This is a genomic window from Palaeococcus sp. (in: euryarchaeotes) (assembly GCF_053987695.1).
The window spans coordinates 1-23,349 of the sequence record NZ_JBMXHE010000112.1 but is presented as its reverse complement, the minus strand read 5'-3'; the positions used below and the strand labels follow the sequence as shown (position 1 = coordinate 23,349).

Annotated in this window: 25 protein-coding genes, 1 tRNA gene and 1 pseudogene; 12 read left to right on the top strand and 15 right to left on the bottom strand. The window is 44.0% G+C overall.

Annotated elements, in window-relative coordinates:
* Positions 1-217, bottom strand: a pseudogene (locus ACXJGZ_RS08795) (alanine aminotransferase); the annotation flags it as partial.
* 375 nt (positions 218-592) lie between these two features.
* Here ACXJGZ_RS08795 and mtnP point away from each other — a divergent pair.
* From mtnP to ACXJGZ_RS08780, 3 genes are all read left to right on the top strand, one after another.
* Positions 593-1,393 carry an S-methyl-5'-thioadenosine phosphorylase gene (mtnP, locus tag ACXJGZ_RS08790; RefSeq protein WP_456399075.1) on the top strand — a complete coding sequence of 267 codons (801 nt, stop codon included), beginning with the start codon at positions 593-595 and terminating at the stop codon, positions 1,391-1,393.
* Positions 1,394-1,457: 64 nt separating this feature from the next.
* Positions 1,458-2,069: a hypothetical protein gene (locus ACXJGZ_RS08785; protein WP_456320949.1), complete on the top strand. Its 612-nt coding sequence runs from the start codon at positions 1,458-1,460 to the stop codon at positions 2,067-2,069.
* A 13-nt stretch (positions 2,070-2,082) separates the two neighbouring features.
* Positions 2,083-2,376: a transcriptional regulator gene (locus tag ACXJGZ_RS08780; protein ID WP_293254409.1), complete on the top strand. Its 294-nt coding sequence runs from the start codon at positions 2,083-2,085 to the stop codon at positions 2,374-2,376.
* On the opposite strand, the gene pcp is transcribed toward ACXJGZ_RS08780, so the two are convergent.
* Positions 2,351-2,953 (bottom strand): pyroglutamyl-peptidase I, encoded by a 603-nt coding sequence (pcp, locus tag ACXJGZ_RS08775; protein WP_456399074.1) that lies wholly within the window; start codon positions 2,951-2,953, stop codon positions 2,351-2,353. The genes ACXJGZ_RS08780 and pcp overlap by 26 nt on opposite strands.
* Positions 2,954-3,017: 64 nt before the next feature.
* On the opposite strand from pcp, the gene ACXJGZ_RS08770 reads away from it, so the two are divergent.
* Both ACXJGZ_RS08770 and ACXJGZ_RS08765 read left to right on the top strand, forming a co-directional pair.
* A complete protein-coding gene (locus ACXJGZ_RS08770) occupies positions 3,018-4,130 on the top strand; it encodes a geranylgeranyl reductase family protein (protein WP_456320951.1) in 1,113 nt (370 codons plus the stop codon).
* Positions 4,131-4,139: 9 nt separating this feature from the next.
* Positions 4,140-4,466: an ASCH domain-containing protein gene (locus ACXJGZ_RS08765; protein WP_293254394.1), complete on the top strand. Its 327-nt coding sequence runs from the start codon at positions 4,140-4,142 to the stop codon at positions 4,464-4,466.
* 4 nt (positions 4,467-4,470) lie between these two features.
* On the opposite strand, the gene ACXJGZ_RS08760 is transcribed toward ACXJGZ_RS08765, so the two are convergent.
* From ACXJGZ_RS08760 to ACXJGZ_RS08745, 4 genes are all read right to left on the bottom strand, one after another.
* On the bottom strand, positions 4,471-4,842 hold the full coding sequence (locus tag ACXJGZ_RS08760; RefSeq protein ID WP_293254391.1) for a type II toxin-antitoxin system VapC family toxin: 372 nt from the start codon (positions 4,840-4,842) through the stop codon (positions 4,471-4,473).
* Positions 4,815-5,051, bottom strand: a complete 237-nt coding sequence (locus tag ACXJGZ_RS08755) for an antitoxin VapB family protein (RefSeq protein WP_293254388.1) — start codon at positions 5,049-5,051, stop codon at positions 4,815-4,817. The genes ACXJGZ_RS08760 and ACXJGZ_RS08755 overlap by 28 nt, the downstream gene beginning before the upstream one ends.
* A gap of 196 nt (positions 5,052-5,247) precedes the next feature.
* Positions 5,248-6,744 carry a carboxypeptidase M32 gene (locus tag ACXJGZ_RS08750; RefSeq protein WP_456326040.1) on the bottom strand — a complete coding sequence of 499 codons (1,497 nt, stop codon included), beginning with the start codon at positions 6,742-6,744 and terminating at the stop codon, positions 5,248-5,250.
* Between the two features lie 99 nt (positions 6,745-6,843).
* Positions 6,844-6,921, bottom strand: a tRNA-Arg gene (locus tag ACXJGZ_RS08745).
* Between the two features lie 90 nt (positions 6,922-7,011).
* On the opposite strand from ACXJGZ_RS08745, the gene ACXJGZ_RS08740 reads away from it, so the two are divergent.
* Entirely contained in the window at positions 7,012-7,251 is a 240-nt protein-coding gene (locus ACXJGZ_RS08740; protein WP_456399073.1) for a hypothetical protein, read from the top strand.
* A 54-nt stretch (positions 7,252-7,305) separates the two neighbouring features.
* On the opposite strand, the gene ACXJGZ_RS08735 is transcribed toward ACXJGZ_RS08740, so the two are convergent.
* Positions 7,306-8,352 (bottom strand): M42 family metallopeptidase, encoded by a 1,047-nt coding sequence (locus ACXJGZ_RS08735; protein ID WP_456320954.1) that lies wholly within the window; start codon positions 8,350-8,352, stop codon positions 7,306-7,308.
* An 87-nt stretch (positions 8,353-8,439) separates the two neighbouring features.
* On the opposite strand from ACXJGZ_RS08735, the gene sfsA reads away from it, so the two are divergent.
* Entirely contained in the window at positions 8,440-9,138 is a 699-nt protein-coding gene (gene sfsA / locus ACXJGZ_RS08730) for a DNA/RNA nuclease SfsA (protein ID WP_456326042.1), read from the top strand.
* Positions 9,138-10,004: an MBL fold metallo-hydrolase gene (locus ACXJGZ_RS08725; protein ID WP_456399072.1), complete on the top strand. Its 867-nt coding sequence runs from the start codon at positions 9,138-9,140 to the stop codon at positions 10,002-10,004. The genes sfsA and ACXJGZ_RS08725 overlap by 1 nt, the downstream gene beginning before the upstream one ends.
* Positions 10,005-10,102: 98 nt before the next feature.
* Here ACXJGZ_RS08725 and ACXJGZ_RS08720 read toward each other — a convergent pair whose 3' ends face one another.
* The 3 genes from ACXJGZ_RS08720 to ACXJGZ_RS08710 all read right to left on the bottom strand — a co-directional run bounded on the left by ACXJGZ_RS08720 (position 10,103) and on the right by ACXJGZ_RS08710 (position 11,731).
* Positions 10,103-10,498, bottom strand: a complete 396-nt coding sequence (locus ACXJGZ_RS08720; RefSeq protein WP_456320957.1) for a type II toxin-antitoxin system VapC family toxin — start codon at positions 10,496-10,498, stop codon at positions 10,103-10,105.
* Complete coding sequence (locus ACXJGZ_RS08715; protein WP_456320958.1) at positions 10,495-10,731, bottom strand: AbrB/MazE/SpoVT family DNA-binding domain-containing protein; 237 nt, start codon at positions 10,729-10,731, stop codon at positions 10,495-10,497. Before ACXJGZ_RS08715 ends, ACXJGZ_RS08720 begins: the two co-directional genes overlap by 4 nt.
* Before the next feature lie 154 nt (positions 10,732-10,885).
* A complete protein-coding gene (locus ACXJGZ_RS08710) occupies positions 10,886-11,731 on the bottom strand; it encodes a TatD family hydrolase (protein WP_456399071.1) in 846 nt (281 codons plus the stop codon).
* Between the two features lie 60 nt (positions 11,732-11,791).
* Here ACXJGZ_RS08710 and ACXJGZ_RS08705 point away from each other — a divergent pair, with 60 nt between their 5' ends.
* Positions 11,792-13,387, top strand: a complete 1,596-nt coding sequence (locus ACXJGZ_RS08705) for a carbamoyltransferase family protein (protein ID WP_456320960.1) — start codon at positions 11,792-11,794, stop codon at positions 13,385-13,387.
* Here ACXJGZ_RS08705 and ACXJGZ_RS08700 read toward each other — a convergent pair.
* From ACXJGZ_RS08700 to ACXJGZ_RS08680, 5 genes are read right to left on the bottom strand one after another with little or no spacing between them, the layout of a single operon-like run.
* Positions 13,378-14,391: a glycoside hydrolase family 130 protein gene (locus ACXJGZ_RS08700; protein ID WP_456399070.1), complete on the bottom strand. Its 1,014-nt coding sequence runs from the start codon at positions 14,389-14,391 to the stop codon at positions 13,378-13,380. The genes ACXJGZ_RS08705 and ACXJGZ_RS08700 overlap by 10 nt on opposite strands.
* 11 nt (positions 14,392-14,402) lie before the next feature.
* Positions 14,403-15,476, bottom strand: a complete 1,074-nt coding sequence (locus tag ACXJGZ_RS08695; protein ID WP_293257257.1) for an ABC transporter ATP-binding protein — start codon at positions 15,474-15,476, stop codon at positions 14,403-14,405.
* Positions 15,476-16,324, bottom strand: coding sequence for a carbohydrate ABC transporter permease (locus ACXJGZ_RS08690; RefSeq protein WP_293257254.1), 849 nt, complete (start codon positions 16,322-16,324; stop codon positions 15,476-15,478). Before ACXJGZ_RS08690 ends, ACXJGZ_RS08695 begins: the two co-directional genes overlap by 1 nt.
* Positions 16,321-17,265: a carbohydrate ABC transporter permease gene (locus ACXJGZ_RS08685; RefSeq protein WP_456320963.1), complete on the bottom strand. Its 945-nt coding sequence runs from the start codon at positions 17,263-17,265 to the stop codon at positions 16,321-16,323. The genes ACXJGZ_RS08690 and ACXJGZ_RS08685 overlap by 4 nt, the downstream gene beginning before the upstream one ends.
* 9 nt (positions 17,266-17,274) lie before the next feature.
* On the bottom strand, positions 17,275-18,663 hold the full coding sequence (locus ACXJGZ_RS08680; RefSeq protein WP_456399069.1) for an ABC transporter substrate-binding protein: 1,389 nt from the start codon (positions 18,661-18,663) through the stop codon (positions 17,275-17,277).
* A gap of 127 nt (positions 18,664-18,790) precedes the next feature.
* Here ACXJGZ_RS08680 and ACXJGZ_RS08675 point away from each other — a divergent pair, with 127 nt between their 5' ends.
* From ACXJGZ_RS08675 to ACXJGZ_RS08665, 3 genes are read left to right on the top strand one after another with little or no spacing between them, the layout of a single operon-like run.
* Positions 18,791-19,852, top strand: a complete 1,062-nt coding sequence (locus tag ACXJGZ_RS08675; protein WP_293257245.1) for a TrmB family transcriptional regulator — start codon at positions 18,791-18,793, stop codon at positions 19,850-19,852.
* A gap of 7 nt (positions 19,853-19,859) precedes the next feature.
* On the top strand, positions 19,860-20,570 hold the full coding sequence (locus tag ACXJGZ_RS08670; protein ID WP_456399068.1) for an HAD family hydrolase: 711 nt from the start codon (positions 19,860-19,862) through the stop codon (positions 20,568-20,570).
* Between the two features lies 1 nt (position 20,571).
* Positions 20,572-22,818 (top strand): glycoside hydrolase family 65 protein, encoded by a 2,247-nt coding sequence (locus ACXJGZ_RS08665; protein WP_456399067.1) that lies wholly within the window; start codon positions 20,572-20,574, stop codon positions 22,816-22,818.
* The last annotated feature ends 531 nt before the right edge of the window (positions 22,819-23,349 follow it).

The following is a 23,349-nucleotide window of genomic DNA, read 5'->3' as shown; positions in this document are numbered from 1 at the left end:
TATCACCTTCACTATCGCCGTAATAGTTGTGGCCTTCCATAATAGCTTCACAGTATGCCTTTTTCATGTGCTCTGGGGCATCGAAGTCAAATTTAACCGGGTCGCCTATGTTGAGCTTGATCAGTTTTATTCCCTTCTTTTCGAGCTCCCTTGCAGGCAGAACAACATCTCTGATGGCATACTCAATACCCATGGCTCTTTTAGATGCGTGAATCATTCCAATCACCATCGAATTTTTCATAACATTCTTGAACATCATCTCATAAAAACCTTGCCTTTCTGGGGGTGTTTTCTGTTTCTTTTCTGGTGTTATTCTGAACCCCCCTAAGTTACCCCCGTATTCAGAATTCCTTCAGATTGCTGTTAGAACTCAGATTTCACCCTGAAGAGTTTCTGGGAACTTCCAGTTCCTCTGTAGGATTGCTGGAGTGGAGGGGAACTTGGGGAGTTCTGGGGGATGACAGCAGGAAATCGGAACAATACTCCCAGCTGGGGGTGTTTTCTGTTTCTTTTCTGGTGTTATTCTGAGCCCCCTAAGCATTCGGAGGGGTAGGTTTAAATCCTTCCATGACAACCTATTTTAGGTGATAGCATGGTGAGAATAGCCATAATAGGTGGTTCAGGGGTTTATGATCCAAAGCTCTTGGAGAACATTAGAGAAGAGGACGTCAAAACCCCCTACGGGAAAATAAAAGTCAAGATAGGGGAGTACAAAGGGGAAGAAATAGCATTTCTCGCGAGGCATGGGGAAAAGCACAGTGTTCCTCCTCACAAGATCAACTACAGGGCAAATATATGGGGACTTAAAGAGCTTGGAGTGGAGAGGATTTTATCAACCTCTGCGGTGGGCTCTCTAAACGAGGCAATGAAGCCCGGAGATTTTGTAATTTTGAACCAGCTCATGGACTTTACGAGTGGAAGACCCAAGACATTCTACGATGGTGAAGATTCACCTCACGAAAAGAAATTCGTTGCCCATGTGGACTTCACAGATCCCTATTGTCCCGAGCTTAGAAACGCTTTGATTAGGGCTGCAAACGAGCTCAAGTTTAAATATCATCCCATGGGAACCTATGCATGTATGGATGGCCCAAGATTTGAGACGAGAGCAGAAATTAGAGCGCTTAAGATTCTCGGTGCTGACGTCGTGGGAATGACTCAGGTTCCCGAAGCGATACTCGCAAGGGAGCTTGAGATGTGCTACTCAAGCGTGGCTATAGTTACAAACTTCGCCGCCGGGATAAGCCCCCAAAAGTTAACGCATACGGAAGTTGTGGAACTCATGGCAAAGAAGAGCGAGGAAATCAAGCTTTTACTCATGAAAGCTGTCGAGTATATTCCCAAAGAAAGGCGTTGCAGCTGCAAGGATGCCCTAAAGGGTGCCACGGGATAGTCTGAATTTCAGAGAAATTCCCTCATTTAAATATTTTAAGGTACAATTTTTCATTGGTGATATCATGGAAGAAGTTAGAGAACTTAAAGAAGTTCTTGAGAAGGTTGAGGCAAAGATACTGGCAGCCGGGAAGATGTATGGGGCAATGAACTTCGTGGTCTGGATGAACGTCATGCTGCTCTTTTACGTGCTTATGGGAATCTTTGAGCTCCCGGGATGGGGAATAGCCCTATATTGGATGGCTGGATTTGGTGGGGCATTCTGGTTCACGGGAAAGATATGGCAAAGGCTTGCAGCACTTATGAGAGCCAGTGGAAAGAAAGGAGAGGTATCCAAGTTCGGGAGCATTTTAATATTTGTCTCGTGGATATTTGGTGCAACCCTGGGATGGATTTTAATACCTTCCACATCCATAGCGGCTAGCGAGGGTGCCAGAATGGCAGTTGGCTTTCTGAGCTTTATAACGGTATCTATATTTGGAATGTGGCTGGTCTTTGCAAGATATGGCGGGATTGAAAGGGAGATGGTTCCAGCTTTTCTAATACCTGCCCTAGGAATACCTTTTGCATGGGGAATGAGTACAGGTGCCATGGTATGGGCGGGATTTGTGGTTGCTCTTGGATTCACGGTTACCATTATGTGGTACCTTTATTCGGCTTTTAAAGCGATAGGGTGATTTCATGGAAATCATGGAAAACTTGAAGGGACTGAGGAACAGTGTGCTGGGGAATCCAATAAGGCTGGGTATAATGATTTACCTGCTCCCCCGGGGAAGAGCCCTATTCAAAGAGCTTCAGGAAGCTCTGGAGCTGACACCTGGAAACCTCGATTCACACCTGAAAACGCTTGAGAGAGCAGGATACGTAAGGGAGATGAAAGTTTTCGCTGATAGACCAAGAACCATGGTGGAGATAACGGAAAAGGGAGCCGAGGAAATCGGAGAATATATAAGAAGGCTCAAAGAGATTTTAGACTTTCTCTAACTGCCAGCTGTATACCTCTTTTAATCATATCCAGGGACATTGAGGGTTTCGTCTTGTCAAGAACCTGTTCTGGAATGTATGGAACATGGATAAATCCCGCTTTGGCTTTTAACCCTTGTGATGATATGTGGTGGAGTGCGGTATACATTGCAGTGTTGCAGACATAGGTGCCCGCACTGTTGGAAATCGTTGCAGGTATCTTCTCCTCTCTAAGGGTTTTTACGATCCTTCTTATTGGAATGGTCGCAAAATAGGCTGCCGGTCCATTAAATATGAGCTCATCCTCAGGTGCATATCCATCATTATCTCCCTTCATGGAGTCCATAACATTTATTGCAACTCGCTCCACGGTAATGTTAAATCTCCCCCCAGCCTGTCCCGTTAGGATCACTAAATCCGGCTTTGTATTATCTATAAGTTCGGGTAATAACCTCCTAACTCTTTTAAAGCTTACAGGGAGCTGTTTCTTAACGATTCTTGCACCTTCAATCTCTTCAGGAAGCATTTTTACGGCTTCCCATGATGGGTTTATTTTTTCTTCTCCAAAAGGCTCAAAGCCTGTAATTAGAACCTTCATTCCATCACCTCCGCAAACATTTATTAGGTTAATTGAGAGGCTTTAATATGTTGGTGGTGTGGCTATGTATGATGTGATGATTATAGGAGCCGGTCCTGTTGGTAACTACCTAGCAAGCCTTCTAGCTAGCAGACTTAAGGTTTTTGTGATCGAACAAAAGGGCTCTTTTGGTGGGAAGGCATGTACGGGGATAATAGGTGCCGAAAGCTATGAAAAACTCGGACTTCCCAAGAAGGCCGTAATCAACTCATTTAGAGGAGCAAGATTCTACTCGAAAATACAGAGCTTTGAGATAGAGCGCAAAACTCCCCAGGCTTATCTGGTGGACAGGAAGATCTTGGAAAAAGAACTCGCAAGGGAAGCCATAAAAAAAGGTGCTGAATATTCACTGGAAACTCGATTTATGGGATTCAAGAATGGGCGAGCACTCCTTCAAAAACATGGCGAACTTTTTGAGGTTGAGGCTAAGTTCTATGTTGGTGCCGATGGTGTGTCCAGCAGAGTTGCAAAGGAAATTGGTGCGAGGACTAAAGGGGAGTTTTTACCCGGCTTTGAAATGGAAGTCGTAGGGAATTTTGAGAGGAAAGAGTTTGTAGAGGTTTGGGTGAATAAAGAACTCAATAAAGACTTCTTTTTCTGGGTTGCTCCCATAGATGAAGGTTTAGCAAGGGTGGGAACTATAGGGAAGCTTGATTCTCTTTATGCCTTCATGAAGATGAGGATGCTCAAGGAGAGCAGTGCCGTTGAGTTTAAAGCTGGAAGTGTTGGCATCGGTGTCAGGAAACCATGGGTAAAGGGGAATGTTGCGCTCGTTGGTGATGCCGCCCTTCAGCTGAAGCCCTTAACGGCAGGCGGAATAGCCTACGGGATGTTCTGCGCCCATGGTTTGGCTTATGCAATAAAACAGGACAATTTAAAGCTCTATGAGAACATCTGCAAGGACATTAAAAGGGAAATCGCTTTTGGTCTTAGAGCAAGAAAACTCTTTAGAAATCTGAATCAGGAAAAAATCGAAGATATATTTGAGATACTTGGAAGTAGGGAAGCTGTAGAAGTCATCGAGCAGACTGCAGATTTTGATGAACATGCAAAAACAATCAAAGCCCTTTTGAAGCATCCAAAGCTCCTTGCAAAACTTCTAAAGATTTCACCAACACTGATAAGATATCTCCTCTGAGGTGATGGGATGGAGTGGGAGATGGGTCTCCAGGAGGAATACCTCAGGCTCATAAAAGAGGGCAAGAAGAGAATTGAGGGGCGTCTGTATGACGAGAAGCGGAGGAGGATAAAAGAGGGAGACATCATAATTTTTGAGGGAAAATTGAGAGCGAAGGTTAAAGCCCTTCGCGTTTACTCATCCTTCAAGGAGATGCTGAAGAAAGAGGGAATAGAGAACGTTCTCCCGGGGGTTAAAAACATTGAGGAAGGAGTTCAAATATACAGGCAATTCTACAGCGAAGAAAGAGAGAAGAAGTATGGAGTTGTGGCGATAGAGGTGGAGCCCATCGGGTGAACGGTTATTTCAAAAGTTTCACATCAAGACCAAACTCCCCCAGGGCGCCAAAGTCGCTATCTAGGGTCACCAAAGGAAGATCGTTTGCCAGTGCTATGGCGCCTATGAAGAGGTCTCTCAGAGGCATCGGCTTTCCTTTTTCACGCAGTTTCTTATTAAGGTAAGCGGCTATCTCGGCAGATTTCCCGTCGAAGGGGAGTTCAATCAGAGAGTTCAACCAGACGAGCTCTTCCTTCCTAGGGAATCCCACCAAAACCTCGAACTTCGTTATGGCAGTTACATAGAAAGTCTTGTCTATGGAAAGCACTTCGTTTAGGATGGCCTTGTTTCCTCGGGCGATCTCTATTATCACGTTCGTATCAATGACTGCCCCCATTCCTCGAACGCCTCCTCAAGCTCTTTGAGCCTTTTCTTAGCCTCAACGTATTCCTCCTCGCTCAAAATCCCGTAGATACGTCTCAATGCCCCTGCGTTCCCTTTTCTCTCTCTTAAAAGCTCCCTAAACAGCTCACTGAAGGATTTTTTCCCCTTAATCCGGACGAGCTCGTTGTAAACGTCGTCCGAGATTGTGATAGTCTTTACCATGGAACCACCAATGTATTGAATGCATGCATCATATTTAAGTATTATCTCGAAGGAGAACAACTAATCACGAGGATCAACGGTAGGATAGAAATTGACCCATCTGGTTTACTTTATTTTCGAACTTCTTTTGAAGACATTCTGGAAAATTATCCAGGGCTTACGAGAGGTGGCTCTTCTGAAAAGTTAAAAAGAAAGGTCAGAGATATCTATCCTTCACCCACCTTATGAAGTAATCGGGGTTTATCCCCTCGCCAAAACTCCTCTTTAAGAGCTCCTTTGGTGGATAAATCGAGCCGTATTTGTGCACTTTCTCCTTTAACCATGCTTTAATCTCATCAAATTCCCCATTTCTGACCTTTTCCCCTATGTTTATTTCCTTCTCCATGTATGATGCTATCTGGGTGGAGAGGAGCGTTCCTATTGTATAGGTCGGGAAGTATCCTATGGTTCCATGTGACCAGTGAATGTCTTGAAGGATGCCCTCCTGATAGGTCTTTGGTCTTATGCCGAGCAAGTTTTCCATTTCGTCATTCCAGAATTCCGGAAGGTCTTTTGCTCCAACACCTTCATTTATCATCATCCTTTCGAGCTTGTATCTAAGGAGTATGTGGAGGTTATACGTAACAACATCCGCCTCTGTTCTTATGAAGTCCGGCCTCACGAGGTTAAAGTACCAGTAGATATCCTCCGGTGTGTATTCCCTTATGAACGGGAGATTCTCCTTTAGAATTGGATAGATGAGCTCCGCAAATTCCATACTCCTCCCTATAATGTTCTCCCAGAAGCGACTCTGGCTCTCATGGATTCCAAGGCTCACACCACCGGCTATGGGTGAGAACATAAACCTCTCGTCCTGCTGGAGCTCGTAGAGGGCGTGTCCAAACTCATGGACGGTGCTCAAAATGCTTCTCCTGAAGTCAAATCCTTCGTATCTTGTGGTAATTCTCACATCTCTTATCCCAAACTCTGTTGTGAATGGATGAGCCGAGACATCCAACCTGGCACGCTGTCCAAGAGGGTATCCAAAGAGTTTAAGAATTTCGAGGTTCACTTTCTCCATTGCCTTTTGGTCGTATTTTTCCTTTTCAAGAGGGTGCTCCTTTGGAACTTTTCCTTCATTGAGGATTTTATCGAGGAGGGGCTTCAACTCCTTCTCAAGCTTCTCAAAGATTTTATCCACGTCCCTTGTTGTCAGTCCCTCTTCGAAGAGATCTAGAAGAGCATCATAAGGATACTCCTCGTAACCGAGATAATCCGCGGCTTTCCTTGCGAGCTCGATGTTTTTGTCGAGCCACGGCTCAAAGAGGGAGTAGTCATTTTTAGCCTTGGCTTCAGTCCATGCTGCCGTTGCCCTGCTGCTTACCTCACTCATTTCCCTGACAAATTCGGGAGGAAAAGCCCTTGCTATCTTCAGGCTTCTGTTTAAAACCCTAACGACACCGCTTTCATATTCATTGAGTTCTTCCCCACCTGCTCTCTCTATGAGCTCAACAAACCTGGGTTCGAGCATGAAGCTCTGACTTAAAACGGAGAGCTCTCCCTGGGCAACGGAGCGCTCCATTATGCCCTCTTTGGGCATGTTAACCTCCATATCCCATCCCAAAACGCTCTGGGCGTGTCCAAGTGCCCAAATCTTCCGGTAGTGGCTTAATATTTCCTTAATCGTTTCGTTCTGGAAAACCTCTTCTGCCATTTTAATCACCTGCTTTTTAATCGGCTCCGACCTTTTAATATCTTTCGATGCATATCTAAGCGGAAAAAGGAGGTAGAAACGAATTACTCACGCTCATTTTGGCGCCCCGGCGGGGATTCGAACCCCGGATCTCAAGGTCCGCAGCCTTGCGCCCTATCCAGACTAGGCCACCGGGGCATCAAAAGGTGAATGTAAACTTCAGCTTATAAATCTTGTCATGCTGCTGACCGTTGTAAAAAGGTTTATAATTGGATTTGCCCTAGAGAGTTGGGGATTGGAATGGACGACAGAACTCTTAGAACCATAGAGGAAAGCATAATCACCCTACTCATAGCGTGGCTCTCATATCTCTTCATATATCAAAACTACCTCCTCTACAGGTGGCACAGGGGCTTACCGCTACCATCAAAGATACCTGCTCTTCTTGGAGGGGTGGCATTTGGGGCATTATACGCCATGTACGCAGCCAGAAAGTTTGAAAGAGAGCTTGAAGAAAAAGAAGATTAAATTAAAAATTTAAAATTAAAATTTTAAATTTAAAATCTAAGTCCGAATCCAAGTCTAAATCTGAAGCTCATTTATGTGCTCCAAGACCTTCACCATGAGCTCAACGCCCGCATCGACGTCCCTTTCATCGACAACTTCCGCATTTGAGTGTATGTACCTGGATGGAACGCTAATAGCTCCGGTTGGAACACCACTCTTGTTCAAATGAATCGCTCCCGCATCTGTTCCTCCCCCGAGGAGAATATCCCATTGATAGGGGATTTCATATTTCTTGGCAAGCTCTTCCATCCACCTGACAATTGTGGGATGGCATATAACCGAGCGATCCATTATCTTTATTGCAGTTCCCTTTCCCAGCTGGGTAACATGCTTGTGCTCTGGAGTTCCAGGAACATCAGCCGCAATGGTAACATCAATCGCAAAGCCATAATCGGGCTCAATTCCAAAAGCGGAAACCTTTGCTCCCCTCAATCCAACCTCCTCTTGAACCGTTGCCACGAAATAGATATCAGCGTTAGTATCTTTGAGCTTTCTAGCCGCTTCAACTAATGTATAAATTGCTATTCTATCATCGAAGGCTATACTAACAAGACGGTGTTTCCCAAGGCGCTCAAGCTTTCCATCCCATGTGATTATGGTTCCGATCTTAGCTCCCATCTCTTCGGCTTCTTCCTTGCTCTCGGCGCCAATGTCAATGAAAACCTGATCCCAAGTTGGAGCCTTACTTCTCTCCTCCGGTTTCTGAATATGTGGTGGGACAGATCCGCCAACACCGTAGATGTATTTGTTCTTTCCAATCCAGACCTTAAAGCGTTGGGCTATTAATGTTCTGGGGTCAACGCCACCGACGGGTGCAACCCTTAAAAAGCCGTTCTTTTCGATGTGAGTTACCATAAGACCTATTTGATCCATGTGTGCTGCGAGCATTACCTTTGGACCATCGCCTTTTTTGTGAGCTATCACGTTTCCGAGCTTGTCAACCTTTATTTCGTCAACATAATCCTTAAATGCTGCTATAACGACATCTTTAACTCCTAAAAACTCATATCCAGAGACACCTGGTGCCTCGACAATTTTCTTCAAAAGTTCGTAGTCCACCATTTCAACCACCTCAATCGTTTAGATATCCATCTTAATGTTGGGCGAGGGATATTTAAAGTTTTAGGTGGAGCTAGAGAGGGGATTGATGTGAAGAGCATATTAAAGCTTGAAATCTTGGAATGCACTTTCCTCAAACGGCTCAACCGATTTGTAGGGTTAGTTGATATAAACGGTGATATTAAAAAGGCTTTGATAACAAACACGGGCCGTCTGGAAGAGTTCATGATTGAGGGTAGAAGGGCTTTTTGTATTCCGAAGAGCGGAGGAAAGACGGAATTTGTTCTGCTGGGATTTCTTGAAAAAAATGGGAGGATAGCAATAATTGATACTAGAACACAGACTAAAGCATTTGAAAAAGCTATAGAACTAGGCTTAATTTCGTGGCTTGAAGGATGTTCAATCAAAAAGAAGGAGGTTAAAATTGGAAACTCCCGTCTCGATTACATCTTTAAGTGTCCAGATACGGAGATTTATGCTGAAATGAAGAGTGCTGTTCTCCGAGAGGGCAATTATGCTATGTATCCCGACTGTCCAAGTGCTAGGGGACGGAAGCATATAAAGGAGCTTATAAAGTTAAAAGAAGAAGGAAATAAATCCATGATTTTTTTCATAGGAGCCCTTCCGGGTGTTGAAAAGTTCAAGCCCTACGAAGAAGGTGATGCTGAGATAGCAAGACTCTTGAGAGAAGCAAGAGAGAAAGGAGTTGAAATAAGAGCTTTGAGCATCTCTATGCTCCAAAATGGTGAAATAGTTCTGGAAAATGATGATTTAGAGGTTGAGGTTTAGTGGTACTTGTAAAGAAAATAGGGCTGGATTCATCGGCGAGGGTAGCCTTTCAGAGTCATGCGCATACGGATCACTTCGTTAGTGGGGACATGATTGTATCCACGAAAGCTACAAAGTTTTTGAGCCACCTCCGAAAGGGTGGCTTCTATAAGGTTTATCCCTTTGGGAAAAGATTTTACATTGGAGATTACAGAGCAAGACTCCTTCCTGCGGGGCACATGCTCGGCTCTGCTCAAATCTACATCGAATTTGATGAGTTTTCTCTTCTATATACCGGAGATGTAAAATGGTTTAAGCTTCGCACCGCTGAAAAAAGTCGATTTAAAAAAGCCGATGTTTTAGTAATCGAAGCTACATTTGGGGTTCCTCATTTCAGCTTTCCATCACCTAAGGAGGCTGAGAAGAAGTTAATCGCGTTTATCGAAGAGGCTTTGGATAGGAGAAAGACGCCCACTCTATATGCCAATCAAATGGGAAAGGCACAGGAGATTCTTAAGATCCTCGATGTGCACGGTTATGCCGTTAAAGCTTCGCGTGAGATTATTAAAGTTGCCAGAGTTTATGAAAAGTTTGGGATTGATTTCTACAATATCGATAGGGATGGAGAGGTGGTTTTGAGAGGCTTTACGAGTGTGAAGCCTGAAAATGGTTTACATCGTTCTGAGCTCTTTGTTTCGGGTTTTGGCTCCTTAAAGCTTAGCAATCATGCAGATTTCTGGGAGCTGATGAGAATTGTGGAGAATGTCAAGCCTGAGGTGATTTTCACGGTCTACGGCTATGCGGAAGAATTTGCAAGGATTTTACGGGGGTTGGGATACGATGCTCATCCTGTGGATGAAAGAGAGGAGTTATTTTCAAAAAGCTAGAACTTTTTAAAGCTCTTTTTTGCACAAAGGAGATGTTCATGAAGATTAACTTAGAAGAGCGAAAAGTTTTGAAGATTGAGCTCAAAAAGGGATGGCCTCTAGAGCCATTCTATCTCCACTTTTTCTTTGACGCTCCTGAATTCCTCATCTCCGGTCAGCAGTTTGGCGTTCAAATCTACCGCTGTCGCCACCGCAAAAGCATCGGCATAACTCAGCTTATGGAATGCTTTTATCCTCCCGGCCAAAAGAGCTATCCGCTCATCAACAGCCACAAATTTAACTGGCTCCCTCTTAAGGAGCGCCACTACAAAATCAGCTACCTCCACCCCTTTTCTGCGGGTTAAAATATAGTAAACTTCCCCGAGATTAACCGTGCTCATATAGAGACTGACGCTCCCTTCACGTGCTCTCTCCAGGTATTTTTCCACTTTTTCTGCACCCTTTTCGTCGGCCAGGTAAGCGAGAATTGCATAGCTGTCCAGGACAATTCTCATTTTTTAGCCTCCAGTTCTGCTTCCTCTTTCCTCGCTTCATCCAGAATCTCTTTAATTGATTTATCAAACGTTACCAGCCCTCTGAGCTTGGTTCCTTTCTTTATGGGCACTAAAATAAGCTCATTACCCATCTCAATTATCTCAACTTCATCGCCGGGTTCAATTCCAAACCTCTCACGGATTGACTTTGGTAAGACAAGCTGCCCCTTCGAGGAGACTTTTACAGTTACCATCTTACATTCACCCAAATATTCTTACACATATGACCTTAAAAATATTGTGAGGGTTATTCCCATACTGTCAGGATAACCACAACTTGACAAAGGGGTGGTTTTAACCTCTTTTACAGGCTTTATCCTAAAGTTTCTCCTCATCCTAACAGTGCCGTTATTCCTCCAGCTCCACTCCATACACTTTTTTCGGGTTCTCTATGTGAATTTTATGAACGTCTTCCTCTGTGAAGATGCCCATTTGTAAAAATGCTTTCGTTCTCTTTGGGACGGTTTTTGGGCCGAGAACCGCTCCGGGTCTTCTCTTATCATCGATGTAGTCCGTTTCCATTAAAAAGCGATTGCCCTGGGAGATAGCCTCTTTTATTGTACTTTTGCTCGCTATTATGGATGGAAAAACTCCCACCTCCTCGGCTATCTTGACGAGCGGCGGTGAAAAATGTTTGACTACACGGTAGGGCTTTATTCCAACTTCTTTCACAATATTGCCTAGCTCCCTAAACTTTTCCTCGTTGAAGCTCTCCGTGTGCAGCTGGACAGCACAGTCCGCTTCCTTTGCAAGTGCCATGCCATATTTCATTAGATCTATGCTGGCTTCCCATACTTCCTTACTAACTTCATAGTGGGGTCTTCCAATCTCTCCAATTGCTATGGCTTTTTGTTCTAGGCAGAGTCTCTGGGCATATTCAAGAGCTTTCATGACCTCACATTTTGCATATTCAAGGCCTTTTTTCTCGGCTAAATACACGAACTCTGCTGGGTGGACGCCGACAATGGCGAACGCTCTAACTTCAGTTTCTTTATTTATCTTTTCGACAAGCTTTATGTGGAAGTCCATAGCTTTAATGAAGTCCTCCGCTTTCATTCCTTCAAAGCCGTAATCGTGGGCACTCTTGTAAATAACATTTAAATGAGTTCCTCCTGCTCTATGAAATTGCTTCACGGCTTCGAGGAAAATCCCTTTGAATGGGTCAACATGAAAGTGATTATCCAAAATTATCATACCATCACCGGATTAAATTAGAGGGAGAACTTTTTAAACTCATCCCATCAATCTGAGACCATGATAGTGGGGATTCACGATGGACATGATGCGGGAGCTGTGCTTATTGATGGTGGACAAATTTATGCGGTTAATGAAGAACGCTTGAATAGGATAAAAAAGTTTAGGGGATTTCCCTCGCTGAGCTTGAAGAAAGTTCTCGAGATGGCCGGAGCTGAGCCTGAGGATGTTAAAATTATAGCAATTGCCGGTATTTTTAGAAAACACTCACGTCTTCTGGAACTTGAGAAAAATCTTGAAAAAATCTTTGGGAAGAATTTTAAGAGCAGAGTTCTCTATGTTGAGCATCATCTGGCTCACGCTTCCTCGGCATATTATACGAGTGGATGGCGGGAGGCAATCGCCTTAAGCATCGATGCCGCGGGAGATGGCTTGAGTTCCTCCATCTATGTGGCAAGAGATGGGGAAATGATTAGAATTGCCCAGAGCACATATTTGGACTCCTTAGGAGACTTTTACGCGTCAATTACAGAGCTCTTGGGATTCAAGCCCATGCGTCACGAGGGGAAGGTTATGAGCTTGGCGGCATATGGAAAGCCGAGCTACGATCTAAGCAATATAATAGAGCTCAACGGACTGAGTTTTGATAACAAGCTTAAACTGGTTGGAATTGAAGCCACGAAGAGGCTTGCAGAGCTTTTTGGATACCCTTTTGAGAGGGCAAAAGAGATAGCACATTCAATGAAGAGAGGGAAACTTCAAAGAAAAGCAGTTGAAATAGCTGCTTCAGCCCAAAAACACCTGGAAAATTTGATTGAAGAACTCGGGATAAAGCTCACGAAGTACGGTCTCCCCCTCGCATATGCAGGAGGCGTCGCTCAAAACGTTAAAGCAAATGCCATTTTGAGAAAATCCTTTCCTAATTTATGGGTTTTTCCAGCTATGGATGATTCGGGGCTTGCAATGGGAGCTGCCCTTTATGCAAAGGCTCAATTAGAGCGTCTTGAAGGCAACTGGAAGCCCTTTAAAATGAAGCATGTATATCTGGGCCCGGCTTATTCTAGAGATGAGATTGAAGATTTTTTAAGGCATGAGGGACTACGGTATGAAGAAAGACGGGATATTGAGGGATTTATAGCTGATTCTCTGAGCGAAGGAAAAATAATAGGGTTCTTTCAGGGGAGGATGGAATATGGGCCAAGAGCCCTTGGAAACCGGTCAATTTTAGCGGATCCTAGGAATAGGGAAGTTGTTGAAAGGCTCAATTTGGCATTAAACAGAGATGTATTCCAGCCCTTCGCACCTTCGATTCTTGAGAGGAAACTTGAAGAATATTTGGAAGATCCTTATCCAAACAAGTTCATGACAATGAGCTACAGAGCTAGGGAGAATATGAAGAGGGAAGCTCCCGCTGTTGTCCATGTTGATGGAACAACAAGACCCCAAACTTTAACCGAGGAGGATAACGCAAGGTACCACGAGGTTATCGAGCACTTCGAGAAGAATACCGGGGTTCCTATGGTGCTTAATACGAGCTTTAATATGCATGGTGAGCCGATAGTTTGCTCTCCTCTGGATGCTTTGAGAAGCTTTAGAAGAGCTAAACTTGATCTTTTAATTCTTGAGACGTTCATCGTGGAGCAATCTCAGCTCTGAAACCACTGGAAAACTTTTTCAATCCATTTATTATGAATCTCCCTCCCATAGAGCTTAACCCGGCATGCAGGTGCCGTGATGGCTCCTATATACTTATCTGCAGCACCGTAATACATGATCCACTTTCCATGATATTTTATCAATGCTTCCCCAAAAACGACGTTGGGAACGTTTCCAACTTTCTCCCAGAGGAGTTCGGGTTTGAGTATTGGCTTTTTGGATCTTGCAATAACTCTGTAAGGGTTTGAGGGATCCAAAAGGACCCACCCAATAGCATATCCTTCCTTCCAGCTTGCTCCGTTATAAAAGAGCAAAATCCCTTTATCTGTTAATATGGGGGGAGGCCCGGGCTCCACAAGGCGCTCATCGAACATTTTCATCCTAGCCTCAAATACGGGATTTTTCCAATCAGCACTCCAGTTTATGAGATCATCGCTGTATGCAATCCATATCTTCCAGTCACCAAAAAACATAACATAGCTTCCATTTATTCTAACCGGAAGTATTGCACCGCTCTTTGTCCATGGCCATTCGGGGAAGAGCATGCCATGTTTCTCCCAATGTATTAAATCCCGGCTTGATGCTATTGCAAGTCTCGCTGTCGAGCCATCAAATGCGGTATACGTCATATAAAAAGTGTCATTGATCCTCACAATCCTTGGGTCTTCGCATCCCATTTTCTCCTCCGGAAGGGTGGGGGATATTACAGGAGCTGGATGCTTTTTGAAGTGTATACCATCTCTACTCGTTGCAAGGGCGATGTAGGATTTAAAATTTTTATCCTGCGCCCTGTAGAATAGGTAAACGGTATCATTAACCACAACTGCTGCTGGATTGAACGTTGCTTTAGCTTCAAAGGGAAAATCACCCGGTGAAATAATAGGTTCATCAGAAACCCGTGTGTATCCTTCAAGCGGAGGACTGCAATCAAAATCAAGCCCGGATGCCAAGAATCCTGCAATAAAAAACAGAGAGAAGGGTATGAACACAAGAGTTTTTTTCAAACGATTCCCTCCTAACCGTAGATTAAATTCCTGGCCTTTCCGTCAAAGATGTACATTCTGTCGTGCCTCGGTCTCCAGTATATCTCTCCCATGCTGGGTCGTATGTTTTCAGGCAGTTTGATTATGAGCTCCAAGTCTTCATAAACTAGATGCCCGTAGCTTTCCACTCCGAGTTTTTCAATACCCAAAAGCTTTCCTTTAACAAACCCTCCTCTTGCTTCTATGCTGACTTCGGTGTGCTGGGGCCTGAATCCAAGTATGACTTTGCCTTCAGCGTCAACATCCCCGGGAAGCTCCAATATGAAGTGTCCGCTGTCAAAGAAGACCCCTTTCTCATCCTTCAATACATCCCCTTCAATGAGATTCATGGGAGGACTTCCAACGAAGGTTGCCACGAAGGTGTTTGAGGGTCTGTAGAATATCTCATCGGGAGTGCCAACCTGCTGAAGCTGCCCCTTGTTCATTACGGCTATTCTATCCGCCATTGTCATTGCCTCTACCTGGTCATGTGTCACGTAAATCGTTGTTATTCCAAGATCATAACTCAATAGTTTTTTGAGCTCAAAGCGCATTTGGGTTCTAATCTTTGCATCGAGGTTTGAGAGGGGCTCATCCAAAAGAAACACCTGTGGTTCCCTGACAAGAGCCCTCGCCAGCGCCACGCGCTGCTGCTGACCGCCGCTCAGTTCACTGGGCTTCCTATTAAGGAGCTCGGCAATTCCGAGGAACTCGGCAACCTCCTTAACCTTTTTAATCCTTTCCTGCTTTGGAACATTTGACATCCTCAATGGAAACTCAATATTGCCGAAAACCGTCATGTGGGGATAGAGGGCGTAGCTTTGAAAGACCATAGCGGTATTTCTCTTTGTAGGGTCTATTTCATTGACTATCTGCTCTCCTATCCATATTTCACCTTCGGTTGGAGTTTCAAGACCCGCTATCATTCTCAGGGTGGTTGATTTTCCGCATCCACTTGGGCCGAGAAGCACCATAAACTCGCCGTCTTTGATCTCAAGATTGAGCTTGTTAACGGCGATAACATCTTCAAACTTCTTTGTAACGTTTTTAAGCAAAACCCTTGCCATTATCCCTTCCCTCCCGTGATAACTATACCTCTTATCAAATATTTATTGAGTATAAGGAAGAGCAATATTGTGGGGGCAGAGGCAACAAGAGAACCCGCTATTATAGGGGTATACTCCGTCCACATGGCTCTTTGGAATGCAAAACTCAATCCCACGGGGAGTGTGAAATGTTCGGGAGTTCTCAGGAAGATTAGGGGACCTATAAATGCGTTCCAAGAGCCCAGGAATTGATAAACTGCAACAGCACCCAGAGCGGGCTTTGCAAGTGGCAGGGCAATGTAGAAGAATGATTTTATTGGGCCACAGCCATCTAGACGGGCGGCTTCGAATATCTCATTGGAGAGGGACATGAAGTACTGCCTCATCAGGAATATACTTGAAACATTGACCAGTCCGAGCAGTGAAAGCCCTAAGATGTTATCGATGAGTCCGAGCTTGTATATTATGATATAATTTGGGACTAGCGTAACGAACATTGGTATCATCAAAAGGGAGAGCAGTGCGGAGAATATAACATCTCTACCTGGAAATCTCAGGCGAGCAAAGGCATATCCCGCCATGCTGGAGAATAATATGTTTCCCGCAACTATTATGCCAGAGTAAAGCGCCGTATTTCGAACCCATTTTGGAAAGAGCTCCAATCTGAAGAGCTTTTCATAATTTTCCAGTGTGAAAGGGCTTGGAATCCATTTTGGTGGATATTGGGACGCCTGTGCCCATGTCATGAACGAAGCCACCAGCGATCTTATAAAAGGCATTAAATACACCAGAGCAAAACCTATTAGAACGACATAGGTTATGACAATCCAAATTCTTTTTATGAGCCTCTCCTTCTCTTTCGGGGTCATCTAATCGCCCTCCCGTACTTCTTCTGAAATAGGTATGTGGTCGTGAATATTATCGCGAAGAGGAACCAGCTCTTTGCTGCTGCGACACCGGGATGTATGCGCGTGAAGGCTTCATTATAAATATCTAGCGCTACAGTGTAGCCCGCTCCTCCAGGACCACCATTTGCACCTGCCATTACCCATGCCAAATCAAACATCTGCAGTGCTCCTATTAGTCCTAAAACCACGACGTAAACTATCATGGGTCTCAGCATGGGTATTGTAATGAAGAAGAACCTCCTAATTGGACCTGCACCATCCAGCATCGCCGCTTCATAGATCTCCTTGGGAATAGCCTGCATTGCTGCCAAAAATGATACCATGAAATGTCCGCTCGTCCCCCATATTGCCACGAGCGCTATGGCCAGCAGGAGGTATCTTCTATCGTTTATCCAATCTATTGGCTGAAAGCCAGGTATAACATGAACGAGGGCATAGTTTATGAATCCATTCTTCATGAAGAGCCAGATGAATATCAAACTAACTATAACGGCAGAAGTTGTTGCCGGAAGGAAATATGAAACTTTAAAAAACTGCTGACCCTTAATTTTTTGATTCGCAAAGGAAGCCAAAACTATAGCCAAAAAAGTCTGAACAGGCACCACAATTGCGGTATAAATCAGGATGTTCTTTAATCCGGTGTAGAAGGGTGCAAGGATATAAGAGGTACCATGGAGACCCCTCGAGAGATCTCTAAGCACGATTTGAAAGTTCTTCAAACCAACAAACTGCATTTGACCTATATAATCCCATTTGAAGAAGCTCAGGAAGAAGGCGAATATCATGGCAAAGTAGCCGAAAACCATGTTGAGGATGACCGCAAAGGATATCAGCACAAGCCCGGCAACAATCTCCTTATTCCTAGCTTTTTCATAAAAAGAGGAAAATTTAAAAAGAGGCATAGAATCACCTCATCCACTTAATTCTTGCTGGACAACTTCCTTCATGGTTTGTATGGCTTCTTCGGGAGTCATTTCTCCTCTCATGGCTGCTGCCATGGCATCGCTGAACTTTCCTTCCAGAGTTCCAGATTTGGGTCCCCAGAGGAAGATTATCACATTGTCATACTGGGACATAAATGAGAGCGTCTTTTTGTGCTGTGGCCACATGTCGGGGTCGTTTTCAAATCCTTTCATGCTCGGCAGGGTCTGACCTGCTTTAACTACCAAATCCTTTTGCCCCTTGGGACCCAATATAAATTCAACAAACTTCCATGCATCTTTTGGATGCCCTGACTTTGCGTTTATGCCCAGAATCACAGTGTATGCCATCGTCGCCCTTCCAGATTTTCCTGCAGGAAGCGGAGCTATATCCCAGTCCTCGCCATATTTGAAGTCGGGGAATTGGTCAGCCAGGAACGGTATCATCCAGTTTCCGCTTATAACCATTGCAACCTCCTGCTTTCCAAAGGCATCACCGAGCCATCCGGCTCCAACATCACCGGGTTGCACCACATAGGGCTTCTTTCCCTGGTTTTCCATGTCCACCTTCCCAACTTTGTAGAGATTAATATACCATGTCAGGGTTTCTTTTACAACAGGATTATCGAACCATGATGCATCTTCAGGTTTTTCAAACCATGGTTTTGGAGCACCATTACTCACCGCCACAGGGACGTATCTGTTGAAACCTCCTAGGTATATGGCTAAACCAGGTTTTCCAGTTTTTTCCGCTATTATCTTTGCATCCTGTTCAAGTTCCTCCCATGTTTCGGGAGGCTTTGTAATGCCTGCCTGCTCAAAGAGCTTCTTGTTGTAGAACAAAGCAAGCATACTCCAATCCTTTGGAAGACCATAAAGCTTTCCATTCTTCTTGAAGGGTTCGAGCAGGAATGGGTAGAACTTGTCAATAAAGCTTTTGTCGGCAAGGTCTGAAATCGGATACAATGCACCTTTGTCGATGAATATTGGGGCCCATGCACTATCCACATAGAACACATCAGGTGCAACGCCCGCACCAAATGAAGCTAGGATATTCTCATGGAACATCTGTGTGATGACCTCATACTTAATGCCAATGTTTGGATTTTCCTTTTCAAATTCATCAATCATCTTTTGATAGTTCTTCATCTCGGTTTCGCCGGCACTCCATCCTGCAAATCTCACGAAAACTTTCTCTTGAACTTTCGTCTCTGTGGTTGTCTTGGTTTGGACTTGAGTTTCGGTCTTAACAACCGTGGATGTAGTTGTTGTCGGGGATGGTGATGTTGTGGTTCCTCCACCGCCTATGCACCCAGCTGCCACGACCCCTAACAAAAGGACTGAAACCAAAATCAAACTATAGAGGGTTTTCTTTCCCATCTATGACACCTCTCATACAGGTTTCTTCACAGGTTTATACTATAATAATATTATATAAACTTTTCTTTATTAGTCATAACAATATTTAAATAGTAAAAATTCGGAATAAAGATGTGGGTGGGAAGGTATGGAAAATCCTGCAGTAGGCATCGTAGAGAAACTTCAGGATTTAGGACTCACCAAGAGAGAGGCAGAGGTCTATCTTGCAATATGGATAAAAAAGGGCGCGACCGTTAAGGAGTTGCTCGAGTCTTTAGACGTTCATCAGCCTCAGCTCTATAATATAATTCAAAGTCTTATTAGAAAAGGTTTTGTACGGGCTTCTGGTGGAAGACCGAGGATCTACACTGCAAGCGATATCGTTTCTCTCATAGACGTGCAGAAGATGAAGCTTGATCTTCTGAAGGAGAGTCTTGAAGAGGAGCTTAAAAAAATGAGGATAAACTCTGAAGAAGAAGTCCCATACATATCAATAGCCAGAAATCTGGATGGCGTTCTTTCCGGTTTGATCGAGACAATAAATTCTGCGGAGGTTGAGATTAGAGCGGAACTTCCCTATTCCATTTTTAAGGAAGTAACACCATATCTATTAAACGCCCTTCAGAGGGGAGTTAACCTCTATCTCTTAGTTTATCCCGAAACAAAGACGTTCAACGAGTTTGAGCTTTTTAAGGATAGGGTGAAAATAAGAACCTCCGAGCTTGGAAATTTCCTCCTCCTAATTGCAGACCTATCGGTTGGAGTGTACTCGAAAAGAAGATTCTTCAGTGTTAGTAAGTCCCCAATTCCCAGGACGGAGATCTACGGCTATATAGTTCACGAAAAAGACCTCTTCCTCAGGCTTTTGAATATTCATAACAACCTCTGGATAAAAGCTAAAGAAGTGCTCTGCTGGGAGCCAAAACCCGAGATTTACCCAAAAACATTCATGGAATTTTCGATGGCGCTGAATGAAATTGAAGCACTTTTAAAGCTCGGATACACTCCGATTGTAACCGTAGAGGGAAAGGATACAAAAGAAGGATTGCCTGTAAAAATGGAAGGAAAAGTAAGGTCGATAAATAAATCGGGGATTATAAGCAACTTTGTTTTGGAAACAGAGAAAGGAATATTGACTGTAGGAGGTTTCGATGCTGAAGTGGAGGACATTGAAGCCCAGAAGATTAGGATAGAAAAACTTGAAAAGTAGCTGGGGGATGAGGATGAGGTTTGCCATCATATGGGACTTTGATGGTGTCTTGGTTTTCACGCCTCATGAAGAAGCATGGAGAAGAGCAGCAGAACACTACGGAGTAATGGATTTTGATCACGACTTCTATGTTCGTTACGTGTCCGGAAAGCCGAGATATGAAGGGGCGGACAATATACTGCGATTGAAGGGAATTTACGACAAATTCGCCAGGACCCCTGAAGAGAAGGAAGAGCTTCTCCATGAATTTGCAGAATTCAAAAATGAGATTGTAAATGAGATGTTTAGAAGAAAGGAATACAGGATCAACAAGGGTGCCATAAACTTTCTTCTAAAGGCAAAAGAAGCCGGGATTAAGCATGCACTGGCTTCAGCATCCAAGAATGCGGCAAAGCTAGCCGCCCAAATTGATGTCATTTACATGGGGCAAAAAAAGAGTCTGGGTGCGCTTTTTGATGTCAATGTGAGCGGTCTGGCACCGAATAAAAAACTTGTTTTTAAAATGGCAAGGAAAGAGTTAAAGAAAAGATTTCCAGAAATTGATGTGTTTCTAGTGGTTGAAGATGCGCCTGCAGGTATTAAGGCAGCTAAAGAGCTTGGTATGCTTACTCTCGGCTATTTAAGGGAAGCACAGCTGGATGCCGACCTTGTGTTTAATGACTTCGATGAGTTGAATCTTGAGAAAATTATGTCATTAATAACATCACGGGGGGTTTGAAGTGAAGTACAGGTTCGCTTTTAAGAAATACAATTCCCGGGAAGAGTCCATATACGGTACGATACTAACTCTTGGAAATGGCCACATCGGAATACGGGGGGAGCTGGAGCTTGAGCCGACAATTTATGGGACAACCATAGCAGGAGTTTACGATTACGCACCATATTTTTACAGGGAGATAGTAAATGCTCCAAGAATAATTGGAATTCAAGCCTTTTTTAACGGGGAACCGGTAAGTCCGAGTACCCAGAAGATTTTGAAGTATGAAAGAGAGCTTGACATTGAGAATGCCCTCCTCAAAACTTCCCTTCTTCTTGAAATGCACAGCGGTGCGAGGGTGGATTACGAGAGCGTTAGAATTGTTCATGGAAAGCGAAAAAATGTGGTCATCTTAAAATTTTCAATCAGGGCGAGTGAAGATGGGATCCTAACAATCATAAGCCCTATAAAAACAGATGTTGCCAACCCCTCCTATAGAGAGGAGATTCTGATAAAGCATGTTAAGGTTGAAAAACTCGAAGCTTTGGAGGATTGCATCCATGCAGAAGTCCGGACACTGGATGGAAGATATCGTATTGGGATTGCGAGTTCCCTCGTGAGTCATGGGGATGTTAAACGCAGTTTTTTCAAAAACGATGAAGGCATAGGGGATATTTTAACGATTAACGTTAAGAAGGATAGAACATATCACTTCGTCAAATATATAGTCCTAACATCATCGGAGGACGAGGATGCGGTAAAGGAGCTTCTGGAGATTAAGGAAATAGGTTTCGATAAGCTCCTTAAGGAGCACAGTGATCACTGGAAGGAGATATGGAAGATTGCCAAAATAGAGATTGAGGGAAACGAAAAAGCGGAGAAAGGGTTAAATTTCAGTCTCTTCCACCTCATTCAATCCGCTCCAGTCGATGATAAAATTTCCCTGACGGCGAGGGGAATTCACGGTTTTGGATATAGAGGGCATGTCTTCTGGGATACGGATATCTATGCATTGCCCTTTTTTATGGCAGTGTTCCCCCAAAAAGCCCGGAACATGCTAAAATATCGCTATAACAACCTAAACCAAGCGAGGGAAAATGCAAAGCAGAATGGCTATGAAGGAGCTCAATTTCCCTGGGAATCGGCAGATGATGGCTATGAAGCAACACCTCGCCTAATTCCTCTCGATATGCTCGGGAAGGACTTCGTTGAAATCTATACCGGGGAGGAAGAGCACCACATAACTGCCGATGTAGCATATGCCATGGAGCTCTACTACCGGTTCACGGGTGATGAGGAATTCATGTCCAAGTATGGTGTAGAGGTTATTTTTGAAACCGCAAGGTTCTGGGCCAGCAGGGTGAAATACAAAGAGGGGAAGGGTTATGTGATAGAGAGGGTTATCGGGCCTGATGAATATCACGAGCATGTAAACAACAGCTTTTTCACGAATTTGATGGCTAAATACAATCTTCTCTTGGCACTCAAATATTTCAGAAAGGCTAGAGAAAATGGAGGTGAATGGCTTAAAAGTTTGGAGAGGGTCCATGTAACACAGGAAGAAGCTGAAAAGTGGCTCGAGATTGCCGAGAACATTTATATCCCACGGCAGATAAATGGGGTCTTTGAAGAGTTCGATGGATATTTTGATCTGGAGGATTACAGGGTCGATCCAAAAGGATTGGGAGAAAATAGGCTTCCAAGAAGGGTAAAGGAGAACTTGAAAGCAACTCAACTAATTAAGCAAGCCGATGTTATAGCCACGCAGTACCTCCTTAAAGAGCGCTTTGATATGAACAGCATCAAAAAGAACTTCGACTACTACATCCTAAGAACAACCCATGCTTCATCTCTCTCAATGCCAACCTACGCGATAACTGCAGCCTGGATAGGCTATGAAGATCTTGCCTATGATTATTTCATGAAATGTGCATACATAGATCTCCACAATCTCTACGGAAATACCCAAGATGGTTTTCATCTAGCGACTGCTGGAGGCTTATGGCAGATTCTCTTTAGCGGTTTCTGCGGCATAGAATCTGATGGCAGCAGCATAAAAATCTCTCCGAGGCTACCAAAAATGTGGAAATCCGTGAGGTTGAAATTCCTCTTTAGAGGAGCATTGCTGAGCTTGGAAATCAAAAATGATGAGGTAAAGGTGAAGGTTCTCAATGGGGGAGATGTAATGATTGAAGTATTTGGAAAATCAAAGCTCTGCAGCCCAAATTCATGTGTAGCATTCTTTAAAGAAGAATCTAAGGAGGAGTGACCGAGCATTATTTAATGGCAAATGAATGTATTTAAGTGTTTTGAGCTTTCATTCCCTTCCTTTCGGAAGGCGTACTTCCCGCCCAATAAAAATATTTAGAAACAGGCTCGGTGGGTGTTCACGTCATCATTAGCACCAATCAGTTTGCTTGCTAATCGTCATCGCCTAATACTTCCTTGGAATGCTCTCTTTTAAAGTTATTTATTCTCTAGTTTGTACATGCAGGGAGAGTGTCCCATTGTCATCTTTCTGAGCTCCCCAAGTTCCCCTCCACTCCAGCAACCCCCCAGAAGAACAGAATAACCCTCAGGATAACCCCTCAGAACGAAACCTGAATTCTACCAGTGATTCTGAAGGAATGCTGAGTAAGGGGGTAACTTAGGGGGTTCAGAAGGATTCCAGAAAAATAATCTGAAGCCTCCCCCAGTTTCAATTCTCCAAGAGTCTTATTGGAACTGAATGTATCAGCAAAGCGTATAAACTCGAAAGAGAAAGTTTCAATTCTCCAAGAGTCTTATTGGAACCAGATGC

Bases quoted from the DNA above. Each gene is read 5' to 3' on its own strand.
- ACXJGZ_RS08675 (WP_293257245.1), top strand. From the start codon at position 18,791: ATGGAAAATCCTGCAGTAGGCATCGTAGAGAAACTTCAGGATTTAGGA.
- ACXJGZ_RS08760 (WP_293254391.1), bottom strand. From the start codon at position 4,842: ATGGGGGCAGTCATTGATACGAACGTGATAATAGAGATCGCCCGAGGA.
- ACXJGZ_RS08670 (WP_456399068.1), top strand. From the start codon at position 19,860: ATGAGGATGAGGTTTGCCATCATATGGGACTTTGATGGTGTCTTGGTT.
- ACXJGZ_RS08780 (WP_293254409.1), top strand. From the start codon at position 2,083: ATGGAAAACTTGAAGGGACTGAGGAACAGTGTGCTGGGGAATCCAATA.
- ACXJGZ_RS08705 (WP_456320960.1), top strand. From the start codon at position 11,792: ATGATAGTGGGGATTCACGATGGACATGATGCGGGAGCTGTGCTTATT.
- ACXJGZ_RS08770 (WP_456320951.1), top strand. From the start codon at position 3,018: ATGTATGATGTGATGATTATAGGAGCCGGTCCTGTTGGTAACTACCTA.
- ACXJGZ_RS08785 (WP_456320949.1), top strand. From the start codon at position 1,458: ATGGAAGAAGTTAGAGAACTTAAAGAAGTTCTTGAGAAGGTTGAGGCA.
- mtnP (WP_456399075.1), top strand. From the start codon at position 593: ATGGTGAGAATAGCCATAATAGGTGGTTCAGGGGTTTATGATCCAAAG.
- ACXJGZ_RS08695 (WP_293257257.1), bottom strand. From the start codon at position 15,476: ATGGCAAGGGTTTTGCTTAAAAACGTTACAAAGAAGTTTGAAGATGTT.
- ACXJGZ_RS08690 (WP_293257254.1), bottom strand. From the start codon at position 16,324: ATGACCCCGAAAGAGAAGGAGAGGCTCATAAAAAGAATTTGGATTGTC.
- pcp (WP_456399074.1), bottom strand. From the start codon at position 2,953: ATGAAGGTTCTAATTACAGGCTTTGAGCCTTTTGGAGAAGAAAAAATA.
- ACXJGZ_RS08765 (WP_293254394.1), top strand. From the start codon at position 4,140: ATGGAGTGGGAGATGGGTCTCCAGGAGGAATACCTCAGGCTCATAAAA.
- ACXJGZ_RS08710 (WP_456399071.1), bottom strand. From the start codon at position 11,731: ATGATAATTTTGGATAATCACTTTCATGTTGACCCATTCAAAGGGATT.
- ACXJGZ_RS08680 (WP_456399069.1), bottom strand. From the start codon at position 18,663: ATGGGAAAGAAAACCCTCTATAGTTTGATTTTGGTTTCAGTCCTTTTG.
- ACXJGZ_RS08750 (WP_456326040.1), bottom strand. From the start codon at position 6,744: ATGGCAGAAGAGGTTTTCCAGAACGAAACGATTAAGGAAATATTAAGC.
- ACXJGZ_RS08735 (WP_456320954.1), bottom strand. From the start codon at position 8,352: ATGGTGGACTACGAACTTTTGAAGAAAATTGTCGAGGCACCAGGTGTC.
- ACXJGZ_RS08755 (WP_293254388.1), bottom strand. From the start codon at position 5,051: ATGGTAAAGACTATCACAATCTCGGACGACGTTTACAACGAGCTCGTC.
- ACXJGZ_RS08685 (WP_456320963.1), bottom strand. From the start codon at position 17,265: ATGCCTCTTTTTAAATTTTCCTCTTTTTATGAAAAAGCTAGGAATAAG.
- ACXJGZ_RS08720 (WP_456320957.1), bottom strand. From the start codon at position 10,498: ATGAGAATTGTCCTGGACAGCTATGCAATTCTCGCTTACCTGGCCGAC.
- ACXJGZ_RS08715 (WP_456320958.1), bottom strand. From the start codon at position 10,731: ATGGTAACTGTAAAAGTCTCCTCGAAGGGGCAGCTTGTCTTACCAAAG.